The organism is Streptomyces sp. MAI_2237 (assembly GCF_054189285.1).
The window spans coordinates 2,253,414-2,278,562 of the sequence record NZ_JAJPGQ010000003.1 but is presented as its reverse complement, the minus strand read 5'-3'; the positions used below and the strand labels follow the sequence as shown (position 1 = coordinate 2,278,562).

18 protein-coding genes and 2 pseudogenes are annotated in these 25,149 nt (G+C 70.8%); 11 read left to right on the top strand and 9 right to left on the bottom strand.

What is annotated here, in order from left to right; translation table 11 throughout:
• Nucleotides 1-21: 21 nt before the first annotated feature.
• The 3 genes from LN251_RS21030 to LN251_RS21020 all read right to left on the bottom strand — a co-directional run bounded on the left by LN251_RS21030 (nt 22) and on the right by LN251_RS21020 (nt 4,272).
• A complete protein-coding gene (locus LN251_RS21030; RefSeq protein ID WP_458245741.1) occupies nt 22-1,620 on the bottom strand; it encodes an AAA family ATPase in 1,599 nt (532 codons plus the stop codon).
• Nucleotides 1,621-1,731: 111 nt separating this feature from the next.
• The gene (locus tag LN251_RS21025) at nt 1,732-2,496 is read right to left on the bottom strand and encodes a DUF2127 domain-containing protein (RefSeq protein WP_458245740.1); all 765 of its coding nucleotides are present in this window, start codon (nt 2,494-2,496) and stop codon (nt 1,732-1,734) included.
• A gap of 96 nt (nt 2,497-2,592) precedes the next feature.
• Nucleotides 2,593-4,272 (bottom strand): MFS transporter, encoded by a 1,680-nt coding sequence (locus LN251_RS21020; protein ID WP_458245739.1) that lies wholly within the window; start codon nt 4,270-4,272, stop codon nt 2,593-2,595.
• 160 nt (nt 4,273-4,432) lie between these two features.
• Here LN251_RS21020 and LN251_RS21015 point away from each other — a divergent pair, with 160 nt between their 5' ends.
• Nucleotides 4,433-5,044 carry a TetR/AcrR family transcriptional regulator gene (locus LN251_RS21015; protein WP_458245738.1) on the top strand — a complete coding sequence of 204 codons (612 nt, stop codon included), beginning with the start codon at nt 4,433-4,435 and terminating at the stop codon, nt 5,042-5,044.
• A gap of 141 nt (nt 5,045-5,185) precedes the next feature.
• Here LN251_RS21015 and LN251_RS21010 read toward each other — a convergent pair whose 3' ends face one another.
• A complete protein-coding gene (locus LN251_RS21010; RefSeq protein WP_458245737.1) occupies nt 5,186-6,568 on the bottom strand; it encodes a cation:dicarboxylate symporter family transporter in 1,383 nt (460 codons plus the stop codon).
• A gap of 219 nt (nt 6,569-6,787) precedes the next feature.
• On the opposite strand from LN251_RS21010, the gene LN251_RS21005 reads away from it, so the two are divergent.
• The 6 genes and pseudogenes from LN251_RS21005 to LN251_RS20980 all read left to right on the top strand — a co-directional run bounded on the left by LN251_RS21005 (nt 6,788) and on the right by LN251_RS20980 (nt 13,596).
• Nucleotides 6,788-8,425, top strand: coding sequence for a sensor histidine kinase (locus tag LN251_RS21005; RefSeq protein WP_458245736.1), 1,638 nt, complete (start codon nt 6,788-6,790; stop codon nt 8,423-8,425).
• Nucleotides 8,422-9,111, top strand: a complete 690-nt coding sequence (locus LN251_RS21000; RefSeq protein WP_458245735.1) for a response regulator — start codon at nt 8,422-8,424, stop codon at nt 9,109-9,111. The genes LN251_RS21005 and LN251_RS21000 overlap by 4 nt, the downstream gene beginning before the upstream one ends.
• A 166-nt stretch (nt 9,112-9,277) precedes the next feature.
• Nucleotides 9,278-10,660 (top strand): extracellular solute-binding protein, encoded by a 1,383-nt coding sequence (locus LN251_RS20995; protein ID WP_458245734.1) that lies wholly within the window; start codon nt 9,278-9,280, stop codon nt 10,658-10,660.
• 16 nt (nt 10,661-10,676) lie between these two features.
• Nucleotides 10,677-11,640: pseudogene (locus LN251_RS20990) on the top strand (carbohydrate ABC transporter permease).
• A 3-nt stretch (nt 11,641-11,643) separates the two neighbouring features.
• Entirely contained in the window at nt 11,644-12,489 is an 846-nt protein-coding gene (locus LN251_RS20985; RefSeq protein WP_458245733.1) for a carbohydrate ABC transporter permease, read from the top strand.
• Nucleotides 12,490-12,965: 476 nt separating this feature from the next.
• A pseudogene (locus LN251_RS20980) lies at nt 12,966-13,596 on the top strand (XRE family transcriptional regulator).
• 131 nt (nt 13,597-13,727) lie between these two features.
• On the opposite strand, the gene LN251_RS20975 reads toward LN251_RS20980, so the two are convergent.
• Complete coding sequence (locus LN251_RS20975) at nt 13,728-14,753, bottom strand: ATP-dependent 6-phosphofructokinase (protein ID WP_458245732.1); 1,026 nt, start codon at nt 14,751-14,753, stop codon at nt 13,728-13,730.
• A 288-nt stretch (nt 14,754-15,041) separates the two neighbouring features.
• Here LN251_RS20975 and pta point away from each other — a divergent pair, with 288 nt between their 5' ends.
• The 3 genes from pta to pyk all read left to right on the top strand — a co-directional run bounded on the left by pta (nt 15,042) and on the right by pyk (nt 19,875).
• Nucleotides 15,042-17,132, top strand: a complete 2,091-nt coding sequence (gene pta / locus LN251_RS20970; RefSeq protein ID WP_383674337.1) for a phosphate acetyltransferase — start codon at nt 15,042-15,044, stop codon at nt 17,130-17,132.
• Complete coding sequence (locus LN251_RS20965) at nt 17,129-18,334, top strand: acetate kinase (protein WP_458245731.1); 1,206 nt, start codon at nt 17,129-17,131, stop codon at nt 18,332-18,334. Before pta ends, LN251_RS20965 begins: the two co-directional genes overlap by 4 nt.
• A gap of 119 nt (nt 18,335-18,453) precedes the next feature.
• Nucleotides 18,454-19,875 carry a pyruvate kinase gene (pyk, locus tag LN251_RS20960; RefSeq protein ID WP_458245730.1) on the top strand — a complete coding sequence of 474 codons (1,422 nt, stop codon included), beginning with the start codon at nt 18,454-18,456 and terminating at the stop codon, nt 19,873-19,875.
• A 97-nt stretch (nt 19,876-19,972) separates the two neighbouring features.
• Here pyk and LN251_RS20955 read toward each other — a convergent pair whose 3' ends face one another.
• From LN251_RS20955 to LN251_RS20940, 4 genes are all read right to left on the bottom strand, one after another.
• Complete coding sequence (locus LN251_RS20955; protein WP_458245729.1) at nt 19,973-21,307, bottom strand: hypothetical protein; 1,335 nt, start codon at nt 21,305-21,307, stop codon at nt 19,973-19,975.
• Entirely contained in the window at nt 21,297-21,857 is a 561-nt protein-coding gene (locus LN251_RS20950; protein ID WP_362992217.1) for a DUF6114 domain-containing protein, read from the bottom strand. The genes LN251_RS20955 and LN251_RS20950 overlap by 11 nt, the downstream gene beginning before the upstream one ends.
• Before the next feature lie 143 nt (nt 21,858-22,000).
• The gene (locus LN251_RS20945) at nt 22,001-22,633 is read right to left on the bottom strand and encodes a DUF6230 family protein (RefSeq protein WP_249839942.1); all 633 of its coding nucleotides are present in this window, start codon (nt 22,631-22,633) and stop codon (nt 22,001-22,003) included.
• 622 nt (nt 22,634-23,255) lie between these two features.
• Complete coding sequence (locus LN251_RS20940; protein WP_362992215.1) at nt 23,256-24,236, bottom strand: tetratricopeptide repeat protein; 981 nt, start codon at nt 24,234-24,236, stop codon at nt 23,256-23,258.
• Between the two features lie 267 nt (nt 24,237-24,503).
• On the opposite strand from LN251_RS20940, the gene LN251_RS20935 reads away from it, so the two are divergent.
• Entirely contained in the window at nt 24,504-25,121 is a 618-nt protein-coding gene (locus LN251_RS20935) for a TetR/AcrR family transcriptional regulator (RefSeq protein WP_058923105.1), read from the top strand.
• The last annotated feature ends 28 nt before the right edge of the window (nt 25,122-25,149 follow it).

Genomic DNA, 25,149 nt, shown 5'->3' with positions numbered 1-25,149 from the left:
CGGTATGCGTTGACCCCGACGTCAAGGCAAGGTCGGACCGGGCGGCGGCGGCAGGACGAGGCCGGGCGTCGGCCCGAAGGGCGCCGGCGCCGGTCCGCTCCGTGCGCCCGTCCCCCGTGGGCGGCCCTCCCCCGCCCCTTCCTCGTCGCCGGCGTCCTCGCCGTCGGGTACGCCGAGCAGCCTGCGGGTCAGCCGGTCGCGGTCCGAGAGCAGTTCGTCCAGGGCCTCGCGGACGTCCGCCGCCTCCGTGCGCGGCGCCTCCCGCTCGGCCGCCACGAGCACCGAGCGCCGCACCAGCTCCTTGGTGAAGGACGCCGTCGTGCCCTCCGTGCGGGCCACCACCTCGTCCGCGACGTCCTGGCCGAGGCCGAGCGCGCCGCCGTAGAGCGCGAGCAGGGCGGCACGGCCCTCCGCGTCCGGGAGGGGGATCTCCACGGCGAGGTCGACACGCCCCGGGCGCTGGACGAGGGCCGGCTCCAGGAGGTCGGCGCGGTTGGTGGTGAGCAGGAAGGCGACGTCGGCGTCGTCGCCGAGGCCGTCCATCTCGTTCAGCACCTGGAAGAGCAGGGGCTGCTCGCCGCCGCCGTGGTCGCGGGCCTCGGCGATCAGGTCGCAGTCCTCCAGGACGACGAGGGCGGGCTGCAGCATCCGGGCGAGCGCGCAGGCGGGGCCGATCGCCTGGATGCTCTCGCCGGAGAGGACGACGACCGTGAAGTCGGGCAGGTGGGACAGCAGATAGCGGATCGTGTGGGTCTTGCCGGTACCGGGAGGGCCGTAGAGGAGCAGGCCGCGGCGCAGGTGCTGGCCGGCCGCGCGGAGCTGCTCGCGGCGCCGGGCCACCCCGACGACCTGCCGCTCCACCCGCTCCAGGAGGCCGGCCGGCAGCACGATGTCCGCGCGGGTCAGTTCGGGGCGGCGGTGGAAGCGGAACGGGCCGAGGCCGTGGCCGAACTGCGAGCCCTCGAAGGACAGGACCTGGCCGCGGAAGATGTTGTGCTCGCGCACGAGGGCGTCGATCTCGGCGAGCAGCCGGTCCGCGAACTCCTTGTGTTCGGCGAGGACTTCGAGCTCCACCTTGTCGCGGCCGTACTCGTCCTGCGGGCCGCGCAGCAGGACGGCGAAGCGCTCCTCGCCCTCGGAGCCGAGGTAGAAGCCGCAGGAGACGCAGGCCAGCTCCTCGTCCGGGGAGACCGGCAGGTGCGCGTAGTCCACCGCGCCGACCACGAAGCGGTCGTAGCGGTCGGCGGCCTCGATGATGTCGCCGAGGGTGAGTTCGCCGTGGTGCTGGGCGCCGCGCATGCCGATCAGCTCGTGCGCGCGTCCCTCGGCGGCGAACCAGCGCTCCAGGGCGAGGTGGACGTTGGGCAGGTCGTACGGCGCGTACGCGGTCTTGACCACGGGCCTGTCGGTCGGTGCCGAGCCGAGGTGGTCGCGCAGCCGCGCGGCGAGGTCCCGGCGGCCGTCGGGGTCCTTGCGCCGGGGGTGGGCGACGGCCGAGAGGAACTCCCAGAACAGTTCGCCGACCCGGTCCAGCGGGAGCGGTGAGGGCTCGCGCTCCGGCCCGTACTTCGCCGCGTACTCGTCCGTGCCGAGGATCTCCACGTTGCCCGGTTCCCCCATGTGGTCCGCCTCCGTGCGTCGGTCGCCAGCCCCCGAGGCTCTCCACCCTGGGGGCGCCGGACCCCGCGGGTCAAAGGGTTTGCGGCGGCGCCTCCTCCACGGCGGGGACGGCTAGACCGGGACCCCGGCCGCCTCCTCGACCTCCAGCAGGGAGGCGCTGCGCCGCTCCTCGTCGAAGGCCCTGCGGCCGCCCCGCAGCCCGAACAGCCGCTTGGCGAGGGCGATGTAGAGCACAGCGAGGATGTTGAGGACGAGGGTGGTGATCTTCAGCCAGCTGACGTGCTCGGTGAGCTCGTAGATCTCCAGCGGCAGGAAGGCGGCGGTCGCGACGACCGTCAGGTACTCCGCCCAGCGCTTGGCGTACCAGAGGCCGACCGCCTCGACCAGCTCGACGAGCGCGTACGCCAGCAGCAGACCGGCCACCAGCAGCAGCGTGGAGTGCTTGTAGCCGAACGTCTTCTGGATGGTGCCGACGACCGGCGAGTGGTCGAGGTCGTAGTGGAAGTGCCTGAAGACGGGCCGGAAGACGTTCAGGTACTCGTCGAAGAGCCGGCGCACCGCGTCCTGGCTGTTGCTGAACCTCCACACCGCCGTGGCCACCAGGACGATGAACACCCCGCGCACCGCCCGCTCGATCGCCAGGAAGCGCAGGATGAACAGATCGCGCAGCACCTTGCCGCGCGGCACGAGCGGCGCCTCGGACGCCGGACCCGAGCCGTGCGGCTCACCGAGCACGAAGTCGCCGCAGCGCAGACAGCGCCAGACCTCGCCGAGCGCGGTGTCGGCGTGCAGCCGGATGCGCAGGCGGGGGTCGTCCGGCGCGTAGGTGACGTGCCCCTTGCGCGCGCAGGTCCGCCGATCCCAGTCGATCTTCATCCCCCGTGCCTCCAGACGTGCATACGGCCGTGCCGTACCGGACGGTCCGGCACGGCACGGTAGTGCATCGACGTAAGAGACGACGGTCCGGGCGGGTCAGTTCGCCGCGCTGCCGACGAGTTCCGCTTGCTCCCGCTCCCGGACCTCTTCGGCGGCGCCCTTCCCCCTGCCGGGCAGCAGCAGGGCGACCGCGACGGTGCCGATCGCCAGGACCACCGCTCCGATCAGGCTGGTGTGGGCGACCGCGGAGGAGAAGGACGAGCCGACCGCGTCGGCCATCTGCCGGGCACCCGCGGCCAGTTCCCGCGCCTGTCCCTTGAGCTGCGCCGCCTGCTGCGGGTCGGTCGCCCGCGCGGCCTGCGCGGCCGCCTGCCGGGCCTTGTCGGAGATGCCCTGCGCGACGGCGTATCCGGAGCCGACCGAGTCCTGGGCGGTGGCGAGCGTGCCGGCGGGGAGCCTGCTGCCGGCGGTGGCGTCCCCGAGGTGGCCGGAGTACGAGGTCGCCAGCAGCGAGCCGAGGATCGCGATGCCGAGCGAGCCGCCGAGCTCGATCGAGGTGTCGTTCACCGCACCGCCGACGCCCAGCTGGGACTCGGGGAAGACGCCCATGATCGCGTCCGTGCAGGGCGAGAGGGCCAGGCCGATGGCGAGGCCCAGGATGATCAGCGGGGCGAGGAAGTCGCCGTAGGAGGACGTCGCGTCGATCCGGGTGAGCAGGGCGAGGGCGGTGGTGCCGCCGACCATGCCCGCGGTGACCGTCCACTTCATGCCGACCCGCGGGGTCAGCCGGCCGGTCAGGGCCGAGCCGACGAAGACGGCACCGGCGAGCGGCAGCATGCGCAGGCCGGTCTGCAGGGCGTCGTAGCCGAGGACGAACTGCAGGTGCTGGGTGAGGTAGTAGAAGGCGCCGAAGACGGCGAGGAAGAACAGGGCGACGGCGAGGTTGGCGCCGGCGAAGCCGCGGTGGGCGAACCGGCGGACGTCGAGGACCGGGCGCGGGTGGCGCAGCTCCCAGGCGACGAAGGCCAGCAGGCCGGCGCCCGCGACCACCGCGGCGGTGACCGCCTTGACGCCCCAGCCGAAGTGCGGGCCCTCGATGATCATGTAGACCAGCGAGCCGATCCAGACCACCGACAGCAGCCCGCCGACGTGGTCGACGCGGTCGCTGTGGCCGGCCTTGGACGGCGGGACGAGGAAGAGGGAGGCGACCAGGGCGACGGCGGCGACGGGCACGTTGATCAGGAACGTCGAGGCCCAGCCGTGGTTCTTCAGCAGCGCGCCGGCGACGACGGGACCGGCGGCGATGGCGAGGCCCGCCGTGGCGGTCCACAGGGTGATCGCCCTGGCGCGTTCGGCCCGCGGGAAGGTCGCCGCGAGCAGGGAGAGCGTGGCGGGCATGATCAGCGCGGCCCCGGTGCCCATCACGGCGCGGGCCGCGACGACCGTCGCGGCGCTGTCGGCGAGGGAGCCGAAGACCGCGCCGCCGGCGAAGACCGCGAGGCCCAGCAGGAGGGCGCCGCGGCGGCTGTACTTGTCGCCGATCGCGCCGAACAGCAGCATCAGCGCGGCGTAGGGGACGGTGTACCCGTCGATGACCCACTGCAGGTCGGCGCTGGACAGACCCAGGTCGCGGGTCATGTCGGGGGCCGCGACCGTGAGGGCGGTGTTCGCCATCACGATGATCAGCAGGCTCAGGCAGAGGACCAGGAGCGCCCACCAACGCCGGGCGTAGGGGCGCTCCGTCTGGTCGACCGGTTCGGTCAGGAAGAGTCGCATGGCAGGGGTGGCCTTCCTCGGCAACAGCGTGTCTGCACGGTGGTCTGGCACTGCGGGTTGCACAGCACTGTGCACTTGCACAACGATGTGTAATGTACGCCGATTGCACAGCACTGTGCAAGTCACTGGAGGAGGAGTGGGGAGAGGCACAATGTCAGCCATGACCACGGGTAGCAGCAGCCGCGCCGACGCCAACCGCCGCCGCATCCTGGACGTCGCGCTCGCCGAGCTGCTGCGCGACCCGGACGCGTCCATGGACCAGATCGCGCGCGCGGCAGGTGTCGTACGACGGACGGTCTACGGCCATTTCCCCAACCGCGACGCGCTGATCGGCACGCTCGTCGACGGGGCCGTGCAGGCGGTGGCGGCCGCGCACTCGGTGGGGCGCGAGGGGGCCGGGGATCCGGCACAGGCCCTGGCGGGCTCGGTGCTCGCGGTCTGGGAGGTCGCCGACCGCTACCGCATCCTGGTGTCCCTGGCCCAGCGCAGTGTCACCATGCAGGGCATCCGCGAGCGGCTCGCCCCGGTGCGCGAGGCCTCCGTCGCGCTGCTGCGGGAGGGCCTGGACCGGGGCGTCTTCAGCTCCCCGCTGCCGGCGCCGGCGCTGGCGTACGTGCACGAGCAGCTGCTGTTCGCGCTCATGGAGGCCGTGAACGACGGCCTGCTGCCGCCCGAGGAGGCGGGCCGCTCGGCCGCGGTCACCGCGCTGACGGCCGCGGGGGTACCGGCGTCACTGGCCGCCTCCCTGGTGACGAAGCTGGCCGACGCCTGACAGCGCGCTCAGAGGGTCGGACGCGCGGAAGCCGAGCGGCCGGTCCACGGGGGTGGGACTCGGCCGCTCGGCTTCCGCCGTCGGGCGACTGATCGACGGGGAGTGTTCAGTCGCCCCGGGGGGAGGAGGAGCTGCTCGGGGTCAGGCCTTCGCCAGCTCCTTCTCGCCGCCCTGCTCGGGGATCTCGGCGTGCGGCTGGACGCCCTCGTCCAGCAAGGTCGTCTCGTCGAAGGGCAGCTCGCCGGCGAGCACCTGGCGGACCCGCACCTTGTCGATCTCCTTGGTCCAGGTGCCGATCAGCACGGTGGCGACGGCGTTGCCCGCGAAGTTGGTCAGGGCGCGGGCCTCGCTCATGAAGCGGTCGATGCCGACGATCAGGCCGACGCCGTCCACCAGGGCGGGCTTGTGCGACTGCAGGCCACCGGCCAGCGTGGCGAGACCGGCGCCGCTGACGCCCGCCGCGCCCTTGGAGGCCAGCAGCAGGAAGAGCAGCAGCGGGATCTGCTCGCCGATCGACATCGGGGTGCCCAGGGCGTCGGCGATGTAGAGGGACGCCATGGTCATGTAGATCATGGTGCCGTCGAGGTTGAAGGAGTAGCCGGTCGGCACGGTGATGCCGACGACGGGCTTGCTGACACCCAGGTGCTCCATCTTCGCGATGAGCCGCGGCAGCGCGGACTCGGAGGAGGAGGTGGACAGGATCAGCAGGAACTCGCGGGCCAGGTACTTGAACAGGGTGAAGATGTTCAGCCCCGCGACGGCCCGCAGCATGACGCCGAGCACGATGAACACGAACAGCACGCAGGTGACGTAGAAACCGAGCATCAGCACGGCGAGGCTCTTCAGCGCGTCGACACCGGCGGAGCCGACCACCGCGGCGATGGCGCCGAAGGCGCCGATCGGGGCGGCCCACATGACCATGGCGAGGATGCGGAAGACGAGCCGCTGGATGTGCTCGATGCCGCGCAGGATCGGCCGGCCCGTCGAGCCCATCGCCTGCAGCGCGAAGCCGGCGAGCAGCGCGATCAGCAGGGTCTGCAGCACCTGGCCCTCGGTGAAGGCCGAGACGAAGGTGAGCGGGATGATCGACAGGACGAAGTCGACCGGCGGCAGCGCGTCGGCGGACACCTGGTCGTGCCCGGAGGCCTTGATGGCGTTGGTGATGTGCAGCCCGTCGCCCGGGTGCAGGATGTTGCCGACGACGAGGCCGATGGTCAGCGCGACCAGGGACATCACCAGGAAGTAGCCGAGCGCGATGCCGCCGACGGCACCGACCTTCGCGGCCTTGCGGACCGAACCGATGCCGAGCACGATCGTGCAGAAGATGATCGGCGAGATCATCATCTTGATCAGGTTCACGAAGCCGGTGCCGAGCGGCTTGAGCTCCACACCGGCGTCCGGCCAGATGAGTCCCACGGCGATGCCGAGTGCCACCGCCACGATGACGGCGATGTACAGGTAATGGGTGCGGTCCCGCTTGCGTGCGGGTGCGGCAGGTGCCGTATCGGGGGTGCTGGCGGCCACGGCTGCCCTCCTTGACGTCTTCGTCGGCATCACCGGCGTGCGGCTCACGTCCGGGGGATGGGGATGGGGGTGCGGTTCTCGACGGCGGCCGCGATGGCCGGATCCGGATGTCCCGTCTCCGCTCGCTTCCGCATTGCGGTGACTATCCCGTGCGGCTGTGAGGGCGGTCACCCTTCCGTTCATTTAGTTCACCATCGGCCCGCGAGGCACACTGACGGCATGCGCATCCCCCTCCCCCACCCCCGCAGCCTGGCCGGCCAGCTGTTCGCCATGCAGGCCGTGCTGATAGCGGTGGTGGTGGCCGGATACGCACTGTTCACGTACGTCACCGACCAGCGGCAGGCGCAGGACGCGGCCGCCCGCGAGGCCATGGCGGTCTCCCGCTCCATCGCCGACGCCCCGTCCGTGGTGGCCGCGATCCACACCCCGAACCCGACGGCCGAGCTCCAGCCGTACGCGCTGCGGGTGATGCGCGGCACCGACATCGACTTCGTGACGATCATGGATACGCGGGGCATCCGCTGGACCCACCCCAGCGAGAAGCAGATCGGCCGGCACTTCCGCGGCACCATCGAACCCGCCCTGCACGGCACGTCCTTCACCGAGACCTACACCGGTACGCTCGGCGCCTCGGTCCGCGCGGTCACCCCCATCTACGACCACGGGCGGATCATCGGGCTGGTCAGCGCGGGCATCGAGGTGAAGGTGATCAGCAAGCAGGTGCGGGCCCAGGTCTGGGCCCTGCTCGGGGTCGCGGCCGGCGCCCTCGCCCTCGGCGCCGTCGGCACGTACGTCGTCAACGCCCGCCTGCGCCGGCACACCCACGGCATGAACGCGGCCGAGCTCAGCCGGATGCACGACTACCACGAGGCCGCGCTGCACGCGGTGCGGGAGGGGCTGCTGATGCTGGACGGACAGTACCGGGTGGCGCTGATCAATGACGGCGGCCGGGAGCTGCTGGGCCTGCCGCCGGACGAGTCCGAGGAGGACGTGGTCGGCAGGTCGGTCGCGGACCTCGGGCTGCCGGCGCCGCTGACCGGCGCGCTCCTCGCCTCCGAGCCGCGTGTGGACGAGGTACACCTGACCAGCGACCGGGTGCTGGTGGTGAACACCTCACCGGTGTCGGGCGGCGAGCGCCGGGGCACCGTCGTCACCCTGCGCGACGTGACCGAACTGCAGTCACTGATGGGCGAGTTGGACTCCGAGCGGGGCTTCACGCAGGCGCTGCGCTCGCAGGCGCACGAGGCGGCGAACCGGCTCCACACCGTCGTGTCCCTGATCGAACTGGGCCGCGCGGAGGAGGCCGTGGACTTCGCCACGGCCGAACTGGAACTGGCCCAGGCGCTCACCGACCAGGTGGTCGCGGCGGTGAGCGAGCCGGTCCTGGCGGCGCTGCTGCTGGGCAAGACGGCACAGGCGAACGAGCGGGGCGTGGAACTGGTGGTGTCGCAGGACAGCCGCCTCGACGACGGGCTGCTGCCGCCTTCGCTGCCGGCGCGGGACCTGGTGACGATCCTCGGCAACCTGATCGACAACGCGGTCGACGCGGCGCAGGGCAGCCTCAGGGCGCGGGTGACGGTGACGGCGTACGCGGAGGACGCCGAACTCGTCCTGTGCGTCGCGGACACGGGCGACGGGGTGGACCCCGCCCACGCGGACCTGGTCTTCCAGCGGGGCTTCACGACGAAGCCCGCCGGGCCGGGGGGCCGCGGCCTGGGGCTGGCCCTGGTCCGGCAGGCCGTGCAGCGGCACGAGGGCTCGCTGTCCGTGGCGGAGGCGGACGGCGGCGGAGCGGAGTTCGTGGTGCGGTTGCCGTTGGCCCAGGAGGGCGCCGTGGTCCCGGGGGGTGGCATATGACGGGCGAAGAACGGCCCATCCGGGTGCTGGTGGTCGAGGACGACCCGGTGGCCGCGGACGCGCATGTGATGTACGTCGGCCGGGTGCCGGGGTTCGTGGCGGTCGGCAAGGCGCACAGCGGGGTGGAGGCGCGGCGGCTGCTCGACCGTACGGCGGTGGACCTGCTGTTGCTCGACCTGCATCTGCCGGACGTGCACGGGCTGCAGTTCGCCCGGTCGTTGCGGGCGGCGGGGCATCACGCGGACGTGATCGCGGTGACCTCGGCGCGGGATCTGACCGTGGTGCGGGAGGGGGTCTCGCTGGGGGTCGTGCAGTACGTGCTGAAGCCGTTCACCTTCGCGACCCTGCGCGACCGGCTCGTGCGCTACGCCGAGTTCCGGGGGGCCGCGGGCGAGGCCAGCGGCCAGGACGAGGTGGACCGTGCCCTGGCCGCACTGCGGGCACCCGGCCCGGCGGCACTGCCGAAGGGGCTCAGCGGGCCGACGCTGGAGCGGGTGACGGTCGCGCTGCGCGACAGCGGCGAGGGCATGACCGCGGCCGGGGTGGCGGAGGCGGTGGGGATCTCCCGGATCACCGCGAGACGGTACCTGGAGCATCTGGTGGAGGCGGGAAGGGCGGCCAGGGCCCCGCAGTACGGGACCGTAGGGCGGCCGGAGTTGCAGTACCGGTGGGTGAGCGGCCCGTAGCGCTCCTGCCGAAAGACCGGGCGGTGAAAGGGAGTTCGGGACGGCGAGCGGCAGGATGCGCCGGTCGCGGCGTTCTCGCGCACACGCATTGACCTGACTAGACCACTCCACTTACGTTCACCGGGCAGTCATCCCGCGCCACGACGCAGTGCAGCCGCAGGAGGTCATGCCCGTGCGCCCCACCGCCGCCCTCCCCCTCCTCCCCGTCCTCCTCACCACCGCCCTCGCCGCGACCGCCCTCACGGCCTGCGGCAGCGGCTCCGGCAGCAGCCCGGACACCGTGAAGGTCTCCTTCAAGCAGTCCACCGACAACTCCATCAAGGTGATGGACGGCTATCTCGCCGACATCAAGCAGCAGTTCGAGAAGAAGTACCCGGGCAAGAAGGTCGAGCTCATCCCGATCAAGGCCCCGGACTCGGAGTACTACACCAAGGTCCAGCAGATGCTCCGCTCCCCCAAGACCGCCCCGGACCTGGTCTACGAGGACACCTTCCTCATCAACTCCGACATCACCAGCGGGTACTTGAAGCCGCTCGACCCCTATCTCGCCAAGTGGCCCGACTGGCGGCAGTTCATCGACACCGCGAAGAACGCCGCCAGGGGCGAGGACGGCAAGACGTACGGCGTCCCGGACGGCACCGACACCCGCGGTCTGTGGTTCGACAAGGCGATCTTCAAGAAGGCGGGGCTGCCGGCCGCCTGGCAGCCGAAGAACTGGGACGACGTCCTGTCCGCCGCCCGCGCCATCAAGAAGAACGTCCCCGGTGTCACCCCGATCAACGTCTACACCGGCAAGCCCGCCGGTGAGGCGGCGACGATGCAGACCTTCGAGATGCTGCTCTACGGCACCGGCGACGGCACGTCCGACCCGCTGTACGACCGGACGTCGAAGAAGTGGATCGCCGGGAGCCAGGGGTTCAAGGACGCGCTGTCGTTCGTGCACACCGTGTACCGGGAGAAGCTCGGGCCCGACGTCTCCACCGCCCTCGACCCCAACATCCAGACCATCGTGGCCGGGGACCTGCTGCCCAAGGGCAAGCTGGGCATCGCTCTCGACGGATCGTGGCTGCCGCAGGCCTGGCTGAAGGGCAGCGGGCACGAATGGCCCCAGTGGTCCCGCGAGTTGGGCCTGGCGCCGATGCCGACCCAGCACGGCCAGGCACCCGGCAAGGTGAGCATGTCCGGCGGCTGGACCTGGGCGGTCCCCGCCAAGGCCGGCAACCCCGACCTGGCCTTCGACTTCATCAGGACGATGCAGACCAAGGCGAACGCCGAGAAGTGGTACGTCGCCAACTCCGGCATCGCGGTCCGCAAGGACGTCGCGAGCGACCCCGCCTACGCCGCGGCGCAGCCCGGCATCAAGTTCTTCACCGACCTGGTGGCCAGCACCCACTACCGGCCCGCCTACCCGGCGTATCCGAAGGTCTCCACCGCCGTCCAGGAGGCGATGGAGGGCGTCACGACGGGCGACATGTCCGTGGACAAGGCGGCGAGCGGCTACGACGACGCGCTCAAGGACGCCACGGACGACCAGGTCGTGCGGAAGTGAACGGCGGCACCCGCCGATGACCTCCGCCCTCCCGCACACGAAGACGGCCGGCGGCGGCCCGGGGACCACCGGGCCCGTCCCGGCGGGTCCGCCGCCCGGCCGCCGCACGCCCGGCGCGAGCGTCCGCCGCGCCCTGGTCCGGGCCCTGCCCGTCTCCCCCGCGCTGGTCCTGCTGCTGCTCTTCCTCGCCGGGCCGATCGCCTACTGCGCCTGGATCGCCTTCACCGACCTCCAGCTCACCGGCCAGGCCCACTCCTCCTTCGTGGGCCTGGCGAACTTCCGCAAGGCCTTCGCCGACGAGGAGTTCCTCAACGCCGTATGGCTGACCCTCGTCTTCACCGTCGTGTCGTCCCTGCTCGGCCAGAACACGCTGGGCCTGGCCCTGGCCGCCCTGATGCAGCGCGCGTCGAAACCGGTCCGCACGCTCACCGGCGGCGTCGTCATCACGGCGTGGGTTCTGCCGGAGGTGGTGGCGGGGTTCCTGCTGTACGCGTTCTTCCGCCGCGAGGGGACCCTGGACGCCATCCTGCGCTGGCTCCATCTGCCCACCCAGAACTGGCTGTTCACGCTGCCGATCCTGGCGGTGTCGTTCGCGAACGTCTGGCGGGGCACCGCCTTCTCGATGCTGGTCTACTCGGGCCGCGCTGAACGAGATCCCCAGCGAGATCACGGAGGCGGCGCAGGTCGACGGGGCGGGCGGCTGGCGCCGGATGTGGCACATCACGCTGCCCATGATCCGCCGCTCCATCGGCACGAACCTCATGCTCAACACCCTGCAGACACTGTCGGTCTTCGGGCTGATCTGGGTGATGACGCGCGGCGGGCCCGGCAACAAGAGCCAGACCCTCCCCCTGTACATGTACGAACAGGCCTTCCAGAACAGCATGATCGGCTACGCCACCGCGGTCGCCCTGCTCCTGCTCGTGGTCGGCTCCCTCTTCTCCCTGGTCTACCTGCGCCTGCTGCGAACGGAGGTCTGACCCATGGCCCCCACCGTCACCCTCGCCGCCCGCCGCCGCAGCCGCCGGCTGGCCGCCGACGCGGGCCTGCTGGCGGTCGCCGCCGCCTTCTCGCTCCCGCTGGCCTGGGTCCTGCTGTCCTCGGTGGACCCGCACGCGGACCTCAGGGTGAAGGCACCCGACGGTCTCACCCTCGCCCACTTCGACGCGATCCTGAAGCAGGACATCACCTTCACCCCGCTGCTCAACAGCCTGATCCTGTGCGGCGGGGGGACCCTGCTGACGGTGGTGTGCGCGGCGCTCGCCGCCTACCCGCTGTCGCGCTTCCGCTCCCGCCTGAACCGGCCCTTCATGCTGACCATCCTGTTCGCGACGAGCCTGCCGATCACCGCGGTCATGGTCCCCGTCTACGCCCTGTTCGTGCAGGTGAACCTGATCGACACCATGCAGGGCACGATCCTTTTCTTCGCCGCCTCCCAACTCCCGTTCGCCATCTGGCTGATGAAGAACTTCATGGACGGGGTGCCGAAGGAGCTGGAGGAGGCGGCGTGGACGGACGGGGCGTCGTCGCTGCAGTCCCTCGTCCGCATCGTCCTGCCGCTGATGGGGCCCGGAGTGGCGGTGGTGACGGTGTTCTCCTTCGTGATGATGTGGGGCAACTTCTTCGTCCCGTTCATGCTGCTGCTGACCCCCGATCAGATCCCGGCGAGCGTGAGCATCAACGAGTTCTTCGGCAACCGCGGGATGGTGGCGTACGGGCAGCTCGCGGCGTTCTCGATCGTCTACTCGACACCGGTGATCCTGCTGTACGTGCTCATCGCCCGGCGGCTGGGCGGGGGGTTCGCGCTGGGCGGGGCGGTGAAGGGGTGACTTCGCGCCACCCGCCGACGGGGCTACCGTGCGAACCCCTCTTCGAGGCCCGCCCGCACGGACGGCACCCGGGGGATGCCGTCCGTGCGGGCCGTCGCGTCGCGCTCGGGACCCGGCGCGCGCGGTCTTGCGCGAATATGCCCCTCTACCTTGCCATTCGCCTCGTGCGCGAAGATCGATCTCACCGTCCGTGACCCGCACCGCCGGGCCGCCGTCCTCGCCGCCGCGTCCCGTCCGGTGCCGGATGATCTCCGGAACACTCCCGGACGCCCCCGAGCCGTACGTTCCTACAATCCGTGATCCTGGCCGAACAGACCGTAGTCAGTGCACTCCGGCAGCCCTACGTTGTGCCCGTGCGCCATCCCTCACACCACCCGGACCCCCACCCCAACCGCCCGATCCACCCCACCCGGCCGCCCCAGCCGGCCCCGCCCTTCGACTCCGCCGCCGCCCGCCGGCTGCGCACGGCGCTCAACATGGGCCCCGAGCACGTCGCCTACGGACTGTGCTCCTCGTACGGACTCCCCTACGTCACCCCGGACCTCGTGATCGCCTGGGAGCGCGGCGTCGTCTCCCCCACCAGCCCCGAACTGGCCGCGCTCGCAGGCGTGCTGTGGTGCTCCCCCGCCGAACTCATCGGCAGACCGCGGACCCTGCGCGAGCACCGGCTCGCCCGCGGGCCTCGCCCCCGAGGACGTCGCCCGCGGCGTCGGTCTGGAACTCCTCGCCTATCTGCACATGGAGGAACACAACACCTGGCGCGGCAGCGACCGGCAGTCGGCCGTCCTCGCCGACCTGCTCGACCTGTCGCTGCCGGACTTCGTCACCGTCACGGGACGCGAGCCGAAGCTCGCCGACGCCCTGCGCGGTGCCGTGACCACGCGCTGGCAGGCCTACGTCCGTCCGGTCGCCAGGATGGTGCCGCTGGACCGGCGGCTCCTGGAGGACACCCTCCAGGAGCTGCACCAGGACTACCAGGGACAGATGGTCGCCTCACTGAGCTGGGGCGACGGAAGAGCGGCGAGCGACGCAGGCGAGGCGGGCCGGGACTTCCTGGACCGCATCGTCGACCACTTCTGGGCCGCCGTGCAGGACAACACCCGCTGAGCGCTCCGCTGGATGAGCGGGACCGGGCCGTCCGGCGGCCGCGGGTCCGTCGTGGCTGGTCGCGCAGTTCCCCGCGCCCCTTCAGGGCGCGAACGAACCGCAGCGGACCGCACCAAGTCCGCCGGCGGGACCTAGAAGACCGACTCCGCCTCGTCCATGCGGTCCTTCGGCACCGTCTTCAGCTCGGTGACCGCCTGCGCCAGCGGCACCATCACGATGTCCGTGCCCTTCAGCGAGGTCATGTTGCCGAACTCGCCCCGGTGCGCGGCCTCCACCGCGTGCCAGCCGAAGCGCGTGGCGAGGACGCGGTCGTACGCCGTCGGCACACCGCCGCGCTGGACGTGGCCCAGGATGACCGGCTTGGCCTCCTTGCCGAGGCGGCGCTCCAGGTCGTACGCGAGCGCCGTACCGATGCCCTGGAAGCGCTCGTGGCCGAACTTGTCGATCTCGCCCTTGCCGTAGTCCATGCTGCCCTCGACGGGGTGGGCGCCCTCGGCCACGCACACGACGGCGAACTTCTTGCCGCGCGAGAAGCGCTCCTCGACCATCTCGGCCAGGTCCGCCGGGTCGAAGGCGCGCTCGGGCAGGCAGATGCCGTGGGCGCCGGCGGCCATGCCGGACTCCAGGGCGATCCAGCCCGCGTGGCGGCCCATGACCTCGACGACCATCACGCGCTGGTGCGACTCGGCGGTGGTCTTCAGCCGGTCCATGGCCTCGGTGGCGACGCCGACCGCGGTGTCGAAGCCGAAGGTGCGGTCCGTGGAGGAGATGTCGTTGTCGATGGTCTTCGGTACGCCGACCACCGGCAGACCCGCGTCGGACAGCATCCGGGCCGCCGTCAGCGTGCCCTCGCCGCCGATCGGGACGAGCGCGTCGATGCCGAAGTCCTCGACCATGTCACCGGCCCGCTCGCAGGCCTCGCGCAGCCGGTCGCGCTCCAGCCGCGACGAGCCCAGGATGGTGCCGCCGCGGGCCAGGATGCCGCTGACGGCGTTGAGGTCGAGTCTGCGGTAGCGGCCGTCGAGGAGACCGGCGTAGCCGTCCTCGAACCCGATGACCTCGTCGCCGTAGTGGTCGACCGCTCGGTGCACGACCGACCGGATCACGGCGTTCAGGCCTGGGCAGTCGCCGCCTGCGGTGAGAACCCCGATGCGCATCGTGCTGTGTCTCCTGCTCGCTGTTGATACCGGTGAGCCAGTCCGATTGTTTCATGTCCGGAGAGGGTCACCGATCCCCCCGTGTCCGGCACAGGGCCATCGGTCCCGGTCCGACCCCCGCCACAGGTCCTGACATGGGGGACGAATGCTGACGGGCGCCTTATCCAGCGCCGGGGGTATTGTCAAGTAGGTTCCGCTCACCTCGGTGGGCGATTTTCACGAGCCCTCGTACGGGCCGTGGGGACCCGTGCCGACCCCGACGGACGAGCGACGAAACGGAGAGCACGCGTGACGCGCAGCGTGTACGTGACCGGTATCGACCGCGGCGACGGCCGCCAGGTCGTCGAGCTGGGGGTCATGGAGCTCCTGACCCGGCAGGTCGACCGGGTGGGGGTGTTCCGGCCCCTGGTCCACCACAGCCCCGACCGGCTGTTCGAGCTGCTGCGCGCCCGCTACCGGCTCTCCCAGGACCCGGCCACCGTCTACGGCATGGACTACCACGAGGCGTCCGCGCTCCAGGCCGAGCGGGGCGCGGACGAGCTGGTGTCCGTCCTCGTCGACCGGTTCCACGCCGTGGCCCGCGACTTCGACGTCGTCCTGGTCCTCGGCACCGACTTCGCCGACACCCAGCTGCCCGACGAGCTGTCCCTCAACGCCCGTCTCGCCAACGAGTTCGGCGCCTCGGTGATCCCGGTGGTGGGCGGCCGCAAGCAGACCTGCGAGTCCGTGCTCGCCGAGACCCGCAACGCCTACCGGGCCTACGACGGCCTGGGCTGCGACGTGCTGGCCATGGTGACCAACCGGGTGGCCCGGGAGGACCGGGACGAGATCGCGGGGAAGCTGGACTCCCGGCTTCCGGTGCCCTGTTACGTCCTGCCCGACGAGCCCGCCCTGTCCGCGCCGACCGTCGCCCAGATCGCCCAGGCGCTGGGCGCGAAGGTCGTGCTGGGCGACGACTCGGGGCTGGCCCGGGACGCGCTCGACTTCGTCTTCGGCGGCGCGATGCTGCCGAAGTTCCTCAGCGCCCTGACCCCGGGCTGCCTGGTCGTCACCCCGGGCGACCGCGCCGACCTGGTCGTCGGCTCGCTGGCCGCGCACAGCTCCGGCACCCCGCCGATAGCCGGCGTGCTGCTCACCCTGGGCGAGGCGCCCGACGACAACGTCCTCACCCTGGCCGCCCGGCTGGCGCCCGGCACCCCGGTGCTGTCCGTGCCCGGCATGAGCTTCCCGACGGCCGAGCAGCTCTTCGCGCTGGAGGGCAAGCTGAACGCGGCCACGCCGCGCAAGGCGGAGACCGCGCTCGGGCTCTTCGAGCGGCACGTGGACACCGCCGACCTCATCCGGCGCGTCTCCGCCCCCAGCAGCGACCGCCTCACCCCGATGATGTTCGAGCACAAGCTGCTCGAACAGGCCCGCACCGACAAGCGCCGCGTCGTGCTGCCCGAGGGCACCGAGGAGCGCATCCTGCACGCCGCCGAGGTGCTGCTGCGCCGCGGCATCTGCGACCTCACCCTGCTCGGCCCGGTCGACCAGATCCGCAAGAAGGCCGCCGACCTCGGCATCGACCTGGGCGACTCCCAGCTGATCGACCCGGCCCGCAGCGAGCTGCGGGACGCCTTCGCCGAGAAGTACGCCGGCTTCCGCGCGCACAAGGGCGTCACGGTCGAGCTGGCCTACGACGTGGTCAGCGACGCGAACTACTTCGGCACGCTGATGGTTCAGGAGGGGCTGGCGGACGGGATGGTCTCCGGGTCCGTGCACTCCACGGCGGCGACCATCCGCCCGGCCTTCGAGATCATCAAGACCAAGCCGGGCGCCGACATCGTCTCGTCGGTGTTCTTCATGTGCCTCGCCGACAAGGTCCTCGTCTACGGCGACTGCGCGGTCAACCCCGACCCGGACGCCCGGCAGCTCGCCGACATCGCCATCCAGTCGGCCACCACCGCCGAGCAGTTCGGGGTGGAGCCGCGGATCGCGATGCTGTCGTACTCGACCGGCACCTCCGGCTACGGGGCCGACGTCGACAAGGTGCGCGAGGCGACGGAGCTGGTGCGGCAGCGGCGGCCCGACCTGAGGATCGAGGGGCCGATCCAGTACGACGCCGCCGTGGAACCGACCGTCGCGGCGACCAAGCTGCCGGAGTCGGAGGTGGCCGGGCAGGCGACGGTGCTGATCTTCCCCGACCTCAACACGGGCAACAACACCTACAAGGCGGTGCAGCGTTCGGCCGGCGCGATCGCGGTCGGCCCGGTGCTGCAGGGACTGAACAAGCCGGTCAACGACCTGTCCCGGGGCGCGCTGGTCTCGGACATCGTCAACACCGTCGCCATCACCGCGATCCAGGCCCAGACCCCGACACAGAAGGCGACCGTCCAGTGAGCGCGTCCCGCGTCCTCGTCCTCAACTCCGGCTCCTCGTCGGTGAAGTACCAGCTCCTCGACATGCGGGACAGCACCCGGCTGGCCATGGGGCTCGTCGAGCGCATCGGCGAGCAGACCTCGCGGATCCGGCACACGCACGTCGGCGACGACGACACCCGTGAGCGGAGCGGTCCGATCGCCGACCACGACGCCGCCCTGAAGGCGGTGGCGGAGGAACTGGCCAAGGACGGGCTCGGGCTGGACTCCCCCGAACTCGCCGCCATCGGCCACCGGGTGGTGCACGGCGGGAAGACGTTCACGGAGCCGACGGTCATCGACGAGAGAGTGCTCGCCGAGATCGAGCGGCTGATCCCGGTGGCCCCGCTGCACAACCCGGCCAACCTCACCGGCATCCGCACCGCGCGGGCCATGCGGCCCGACCTGCCCCAGGTCGCCGTCTTCGACACCGCCTTCCACACGACGATGCCCGAGTCGGCCGCCCGCTACGCGATCGACCTGCGCACCGCCGACGAGCACCGCGTGCGCCGCTACGGCTTCCACGGCACCTCGCACGCGTACGTCTCGCGGGCGACGGCGAAGCTGCTGGGCAGGGCGCCCGAGGACGTGAACGTGATCGTGCTGCACCTGGGCAACGGCGCCTCCGCGTCCGCGGTGCGCGGCGGCCGGTGCGTGGACACCTCCATGGGGCTGACGCCTTTGGAGGGGCTCGTGATGGGTACGCGCTCGGGAGACATGGATCCGGCCGTCATCTTCCATTTGGCGCGTGTTGGCGGAATGTCCATCGACGAAATCGACACTCTTCTCAACAAGAAGAGCGGCCTGGTCGGCCTGTGCGGCGACAACGACATGCGGGAGATACGGCGCCGGGTCGACGAGGGCGACGAGGAGGCGAAGCTCGCCTTCGACATCTACATTCACCGCCTGAAGAAGTACATCGGCGCCTATTACGCCGTGCTGGGTACGGTGGACGCGATCGCGTTCACCGCCGGTGTCGGCGAGAACGCGGCAGCGGTGCGCGAGGCGGCCGTCGCGGGCCTGGAGACCCTGGGCCTGGCGGTGGACGGCACACTGAACGCCGTGCGCGGCGACGAGCCGCGGCTGATCTCGCCCGCCGGCGCGCGGGTGAAGGTCGCGGTGGTGCCCACCGACGAAGAACTGGAAATCGCGACGCAGACCTACGCCCTGGTCGGTCGGTATTGATATGCGCTCCGCCGTGTGAGAACTGAGCGGTAACAAAGCAACTGAGCGCCGGTCCGCCCATTTGTCTCTTCCGCCAGACGGAATATTCCGCGGCGAAACAAACCGATAGGATCCACCCCATGCGCCGTTCGAAAATCGTCTGTACTCTCGGCCCCGCGGTCGACTCCCACGAAATGCTGGTCTCGATGATCGAGGCCGGAATGAACGTGGCCCGGTTCAACTTCAGCCACGGCAGCCACGCCGAGCACCAGGCGCGGTACGACCGCGTCCGTGCCGCGTCGAAGGAGACCGGCCGGCCCGTCGGTGTCCTCGCCGACCTGCAGGGCCCGAAGATCCGCCTGGAGACCTTCGCCGAGGGTCCGGTCGAGCTGGAGCGGGGTGACGAGTTCGTCATCACCGTCGAGGACGTCCCGGGTGACAAGACCATCTGCGGGACGACCTACAAGGGCCTGCCCGGTGACGTCGACCGCGGCGACCAGATCCTGATCAACGACGGCAACGTCGAGCTGAAGGTCCTGGACGTCGACGGTCCGCGGGTGAAGACGATCGTCATCGAGGGCGGTGTCGTCTCCGACCACAAGGGCATCAACCTGCCCGGCACGGCCGTCAACGTGCCCGCGCTGTCCGAGAAGGACGTCGAGGACCTGCGCTTCGCGCTCCGCATGGGCTGCGACATGGTCGCGCTGTCCTTCGTCCGGGACGCCCGGGACGTGCACGACGTCCACAAGGTGATGGACGAGGAGGGCCGCCGGGTCCCGGTCATCGCCAAGGTGGAGAAGCCGCAGGCGGTGGACAACATGGAGGACGTCGTGATGGCGTTCGACGCCGTCATGGTGGCCCGTGGCGACCTGGCCGTCGAGTACCCGCTCGAGAAGGTCCCCATGGTGCAGAAGCGCCTCATCGAGCTGTGCCGCCGCAACGCCAAGCCGGTGATCGTGGCGACCCAGATGATGGAGTCGATGATCACCAACTCCCGTCCCACGCGCGCCGAGGCGTCCGACGTCGCCAACGCGATCCTGGACGGCGCGGACGCGGTCATGCTCTCCGCCGAGTCCTCCGTCGGCGCCTACCCGGTCGAGACCGTCAAGACGATGTCGAAGATCGTCACGGCGGCCGAGGAGGAGCTGCTGAGCAAGGGCCTGCAGCCGCTGGTGCCGGGCAAGAAGCCGCGTACGCAGGGCGGTTCGGTCGCGCGCGCCGCGTGCGAGATCGCCGACTTCCTCGGTGGCAAGGGCCTGGTGGCCTTCACCCAGTCCGGCGACACCGCCCGCCGTCTGTCGCGCTACCGCGCGCAGCAGCCGATCATCGCGTTCACCACGGACGAGGACACCCGCAACCAGCTCACGCTCAGCTGGGGCGTGGAGTCGCACGTGGTGCCGTTCGTGGGCACCACGGACGAGATGGTCGACATGGTGGATCAGGAGATCGCCAAGATCAACCGCTTCTCCGCGGGCGACACCGTCATCATCACCGCCGGCTCGCCCCCCGGCGTCCCCGGCACCACCAACATGCTCCGTGTCCACCACATCGGCAGCAACTGACAGCCCCGCAAGACCCGTTGTACGGCGCTGAGGGCGCCCCCCGTGATGGGGGGGCGCCCTCAGCCTTTGCGGCTCCCGAACGGGTCCGTGGCGGGCGTCAGCCGGTTCCGTCGGTCGTGTACACGTGCATGCCCGGTACGTGCAGGCTGCCGCCGAACTGGGCGGCCTGGACGACCTTGACGTTGGTGAAGTAGATCAGCGGGATGTTCAGCGGGGGCGGGTTGTCCGGGCTGAACGTGATCGGGATCAGGCCGAACAGGTTCCCGGAGATGGACTCCGTGTACATCGTGGTGTCGCCGTCACGGATCGTGGACGTCGTGCCCGAGCCGGCCTGCACGTGGTAGGTCTTGCCCTGCTGCTTGTCCTTGACCGTCTGGTGCAGGTCACCGATGTCGGTTCCGCCCGAGATGACGTACTTCAGCACCTTCTTGGTGGTGCCGCCCGCCGTCTTCACCTCGACCACACCCTGGTAGTCGGCGCCCTTCAGCAGCAGCGAGCTGGCGTTGAGGTACCAGGGGTCGTCCGCCACCGGCACCTTGTTGTCGACACCGCTGACGTCCTCCGTGGCGGCCGGGCAGTTCTGCGCGTCGGTGCTGGAGCTCGCCGAGGGGCTCGGCGAGGACGTGGCCGCGTCGGCGGCCTTCTCGACCGACTTGGTGACGTCCTTGGCCGCGTCGGTGGCCGTGTCGGTCGTCTTCTTGACCGTGTCGGTGACCTTCTTCGTCGTGTCCTTCACGGTGCCGGACGCGCTCGACGTCGAGGAGTCCTTCGTCGACGTGTCGCTCGACGAGGACGACGCGGAGGCGGACGGCGACGGGCTCGCGCTCGACGAGGAGCCGGAGTCGGAGCCGCTGCCGCCGGTGAAGATGCCGGTGATCGCGTCGCCGAGGTCCCCCAGCAGGCCGCCGCCGCTGCTCGCGGACGCCGAGGGGCTCGGCGTGGCCGTGTCGCCGGACGTGTCCTTGCTCGAACCGTCCGTCGCGGACGGGCTGGGCGTCGCCTTGTCGTCGGAACCTGAATCCGACGAAGAGGTCGTACCCGAGCCGGTGCCCGTGGCGGAGGAGTCCTTCGACGTGCCGGTGGAGGCCGACGGCGAGGGCGTGGCCTGGTCCGCGGAGGCGCTGGTGCTCGCCGAGGCGGACGGCGACGGCGAGGCCGAGGAACCGTCCAGCGCGGCAACGCAGTTCTTGTACTCGTCGGCGGTCAGGCTCTTCGCCGTCGGCGTCGAGCCACCGCTGTCGGCGAGGGCGAGCGAGGACGTGAAGCCCATGCCCATGAGGACGGCGGTCGGCATGGCCGCCATGGCTATCGCCTTGCCGGCCGGCATGTGGAACCGGGTGAACAGCGGCTTCTTGGGTGCCGCGTGACGCGGCCCGGTTCTCACACGGGACTCGTCCACATCAGCCCCGTGGGTCACCTCGTCAGCCGGCACTGTGCCTCCCGTTCGCCCCGTTGGCCGGGCTCGTTCCTGACAGATCGTTCGGCTCGCCCACCACGGGCTTGAGGATGGTGGTGTCGGAGTCGGTGGCCTGCGGCGCACCGCCCGTACCGGTGGTGTCCTCCTGGGCCGGCTGCTCACCGGGCTCCGCGCCCGGAGCCCAGGCGACGGCCATGGCCCCGCCCACCAGCGAGAGCAGGAATCCCATGAGGAACCCGCCGAGGTTGGACACCGGGATGGACACCAGGCCCAGCAGGATCGCGGCGACGCCGGCGAAGACCCGTACGTGCTTCTGGAACCAGAGACTGACGCCCAGGACGACGAGCAGCACGCCGATGATCAGGGAACCGGCTCCACCGGTGGTGGCCATCGCCAACGTCAGGTGACCGACCTGGAGATGCGCGTACGGGAAGTACATGATCGGAAAGCCGGCGAGCAGGACGAACAGTCCGGCCCAGAACGGCCGCGTACCCCGCCAGGCGCGGAACTGCAGCCTCCGGCGGCTGAACTGGCCGACGGGTGCGGCAGGAGTCTCGGCGCTCATGGAAAACAGCTCCCTGGTGCGGCGTTGCTGTGGTGATCGTGCTGTGTGGTGACGCTGTGGTGGTGAGTGTGGTGCGTGTGAAGAAGGTGCGGGAAGGTGGACGGGCGGGGGCGCCATCGGCTCCCCCGCCCGTCACCGAGTGCTCAGTAGCACTCGTGCGTACCCGCCTGCACGGACATCTTCAGGCCGCTGAGCTTGAAGGTTCCGGCGGTGGTCGCCCACGCCGTCTGCTTCACGCCGGTCAGCGAGGCGTGCTCGGCCTGCTGCGCGAAGCCGTACGGGTTCGCGCTGTCCCCGCTGTGGATGCCGGGGCCCTTGTTCGCGTCCTTGGCCGCAACACCGATGTCGATGTTGGTGAACGTCGCGTCGGCCGACAGGTCGTCGAGGTCGATGTAGAGGTTGTTGGCCTCGACCGGCTTGTCACCGCCGCCCGCCTTCAGGATGAGGCTGACGCTGCCGAGGATCGGCACGTCCGGGGTGACCACGGACTGGCACAGACCCTTGATGGACGCGGACTTGAACGCCGAGACCGCGACCGGGTGGAGGGTCTTCTTGCCGTCGAGGGTGTACCCCTGGTCGAGGGCTCCGTACTGCGAGAAGCCATCGCCTTCCAGCTGGTCTGCCGAGACCTTGAACTGCTGGCCGGAGACGCTGAACGACGCGGCGAGAGCGCCCTGCGCGAGGGCGACACCTATCGCGGCCGTAGCGGCGACGCTGGGCACCATGACCACAGCGAACCGCTTCCATCTGGTCCCGCCACGCACCTGGGACTCCATATTTCCTCCTTCTCGGACGTACATCTCCTGGTCCCGGCTGCCTCCAGTCGGCGGCTCGTCCGGGCAGGGATGGGAGAAGTGCTACGTCCTCGGGAAGGAGAGCGCCTGTCTCGGAGGCGCGAACCGCGCACCGATCACCGGCGATCACCCCCGAGCGACAACCACTGGTCGCGCCTGACACGCATCACGCACAACCTTGCTGGACAGGCTTCACCGACAGGTGAAGACCCCCCTGCCCAAGAGCCGGCGCCGTCGGGCGCTGACTCTGCTCGGTGGGGACCCAGGAACTCCCGCGACCCGACCGGCTGTCGGGGTACGGGAACGGACCGAGCGTGGCCGATCGTGGTGCATTCTCGCCGCCCGCACAAGGGCCTTCGTTACTCGGTAGTAACGGCCGGATAACCGAAGGACGACCCACAGGTCTCGGGCGGCGACGCAGGGTGCACTCGGGGGCGGGGACAAAGCTATTGATCGTTGGACAGAAACCGACAGATCAACGCCCGTAACTTACTCCCAGTAACAGCGGCCGCGATTACCAAGATTTGGTAAAGCGCGGCCGCAGTGGAGCTACGTCGGCAAATCTTTCACTCGGGCATCACATGCGGTGACGTTTAGCGACTGGTCAGAACAGCGCCCGCGCCAGCGCCCGCCGGGCCGTCGCCACACGGGGATCGTCCGCCCCTACGACCTCGAAGAGCTCCAGCAGTCGCAGGCGTACCGCGTCCCGGTCGTCACCGGCCGTGCGCCGCACGGTCTCGATGAGCCGCCCGAAGGCGTCCTCCACATGACCGCCGACGAGATCCAGGTCCGCCGCGGCGATCTGCGCCCGCACGTCGGCCGGCTTCTCGGCCGCGTCCCGGCGCACCGCCTGCGGGTCGAGCCCCTGCACCCGCTGCAGCAACTCCGCCTGCGCGAGGCCGAGTTTGGCCTCCGGGTTGGCCGGGTCGTCGCTCAGCACGTTCTTGTACGCCTGGACGGCACCGCTGAAGTCCCCCGAGTCCAGGGCCTGTACGGCGGCCTCGAGCAGGGCGTCGTAGGGCCCCGCCGGCATCTCCTCGGGCTCGGGACGGGCGCCGCCCGGCTCCGCGTCGGGGTCGACGACCAGACCGGTCAGGCCGAACCGCTGCTCGGCGACCTGCACCAACTGGTCGAGGGTCTGGCGGATCTGCGCCTCGCCGGCGGCCCCCTGGAAGAGCGGCAGGGCCTGCCCCGCGACGACCGCGAAGACGGCCGGAATCCCCTGGATGCCGAACTGCTGCATCAGCATCTGGTTGGCGTCGACGTCGATCTTGGCGAGCAGGAAACGGCCGTTGTACTCGACGGCGAGCCGTTCCAGGACCGGGCTCAGCTGCTTGCAGGGCTCGCACCACTCGGCCCAGAAGTCGATGACGACGGGCACCTCGGTGGAGCGCTGCAGGACATCGCGCTCGAAGCCGGCCTCGTCGACGTCGATCACCAGGTCCGCCGGGGAGACGGCTCCCGGGCCGCCACCCTGCCGGGCGGCCTCGGCCCGTGCCTGCTCCGCCTTCTCCTTGGCCTCTTGGGCCGCCTTCACCGCGGCGAGGTCGACGACTCCGCTCATGGACATGTTCCGTGGCTGCATGCGTCTATCCTCCCCCGTCCTGTGCGCGCGCGTGAAAAACGTCGTGAAAGCCGGTCATCATGCGTGGTCGTGGTGCGTGGTCGTCGCGTCGTTCGGCGCCGGGTCCCCACCCCACGCCAGTGGTCGTCACTCCTGAGCGTCACCCGCGCGAGCCGCGCGCGAGCTTTCGCTACGAGTCGTAGCGTAATGGCACTGGGTGCCTCCCGAACACCACCCCCCGGTGATCTCCCTCACTGCCTCACGGGACCCGGCGGTTATGGTCGTGGAATGCAGAGCCGCACCCGCGTCCCCCGCGCCACCGGGCGCCCGCGCAGCGCCGCCGCGGACGCCGCGATCCTGGCGGCCACGCGAGAGGCGCTGGTGGAGCTGGGCTGGTCCAAGCTCACCCTGGGAGACGTGGCGACGCGGGCCGGGGTTGCGAAGACGACCCTCTACCGGCGCTGGGCGGGCAAGAACGAACTGGTCGTCGACGCGGTGGCCGAGCTCTTCGACGAGCTGCGCCTGCCCGACCGCGGCAGCCTCGCCGCCGACATCGAGGGCGTGGTCCTGCAGTTCGCGGCGATCCTCGCCCGTCCGGAGGCGGCGTGCGGACTGATGGCGGTGGTCGCGGAGTCGACCCGCGACGACGCCCTGCGCGCCCGCATCCGCACGTCGATCGTGGAGCCGCAGAAGCGGCTGGTCCTGCAGGGCCGCGAGCGCGCCCAGCAGCGCGGCGAACTGCCGGCGGAGTCGGACCCCGCGGAGGCGGCCCGCACGGTCGACCTCATCTTCGACGTGGTGGCGGGCGCGGTGGTCCACCGGACGCTGGTGAGCGCCGAGGCGGCGGACGAGGAGTGGGTGCGCGGCTTCACCCGGATCCTGCTGCTGGGGCTGACCTCCACATGACGTCGCGGGTGCCGAGGGGCCGCGCTCC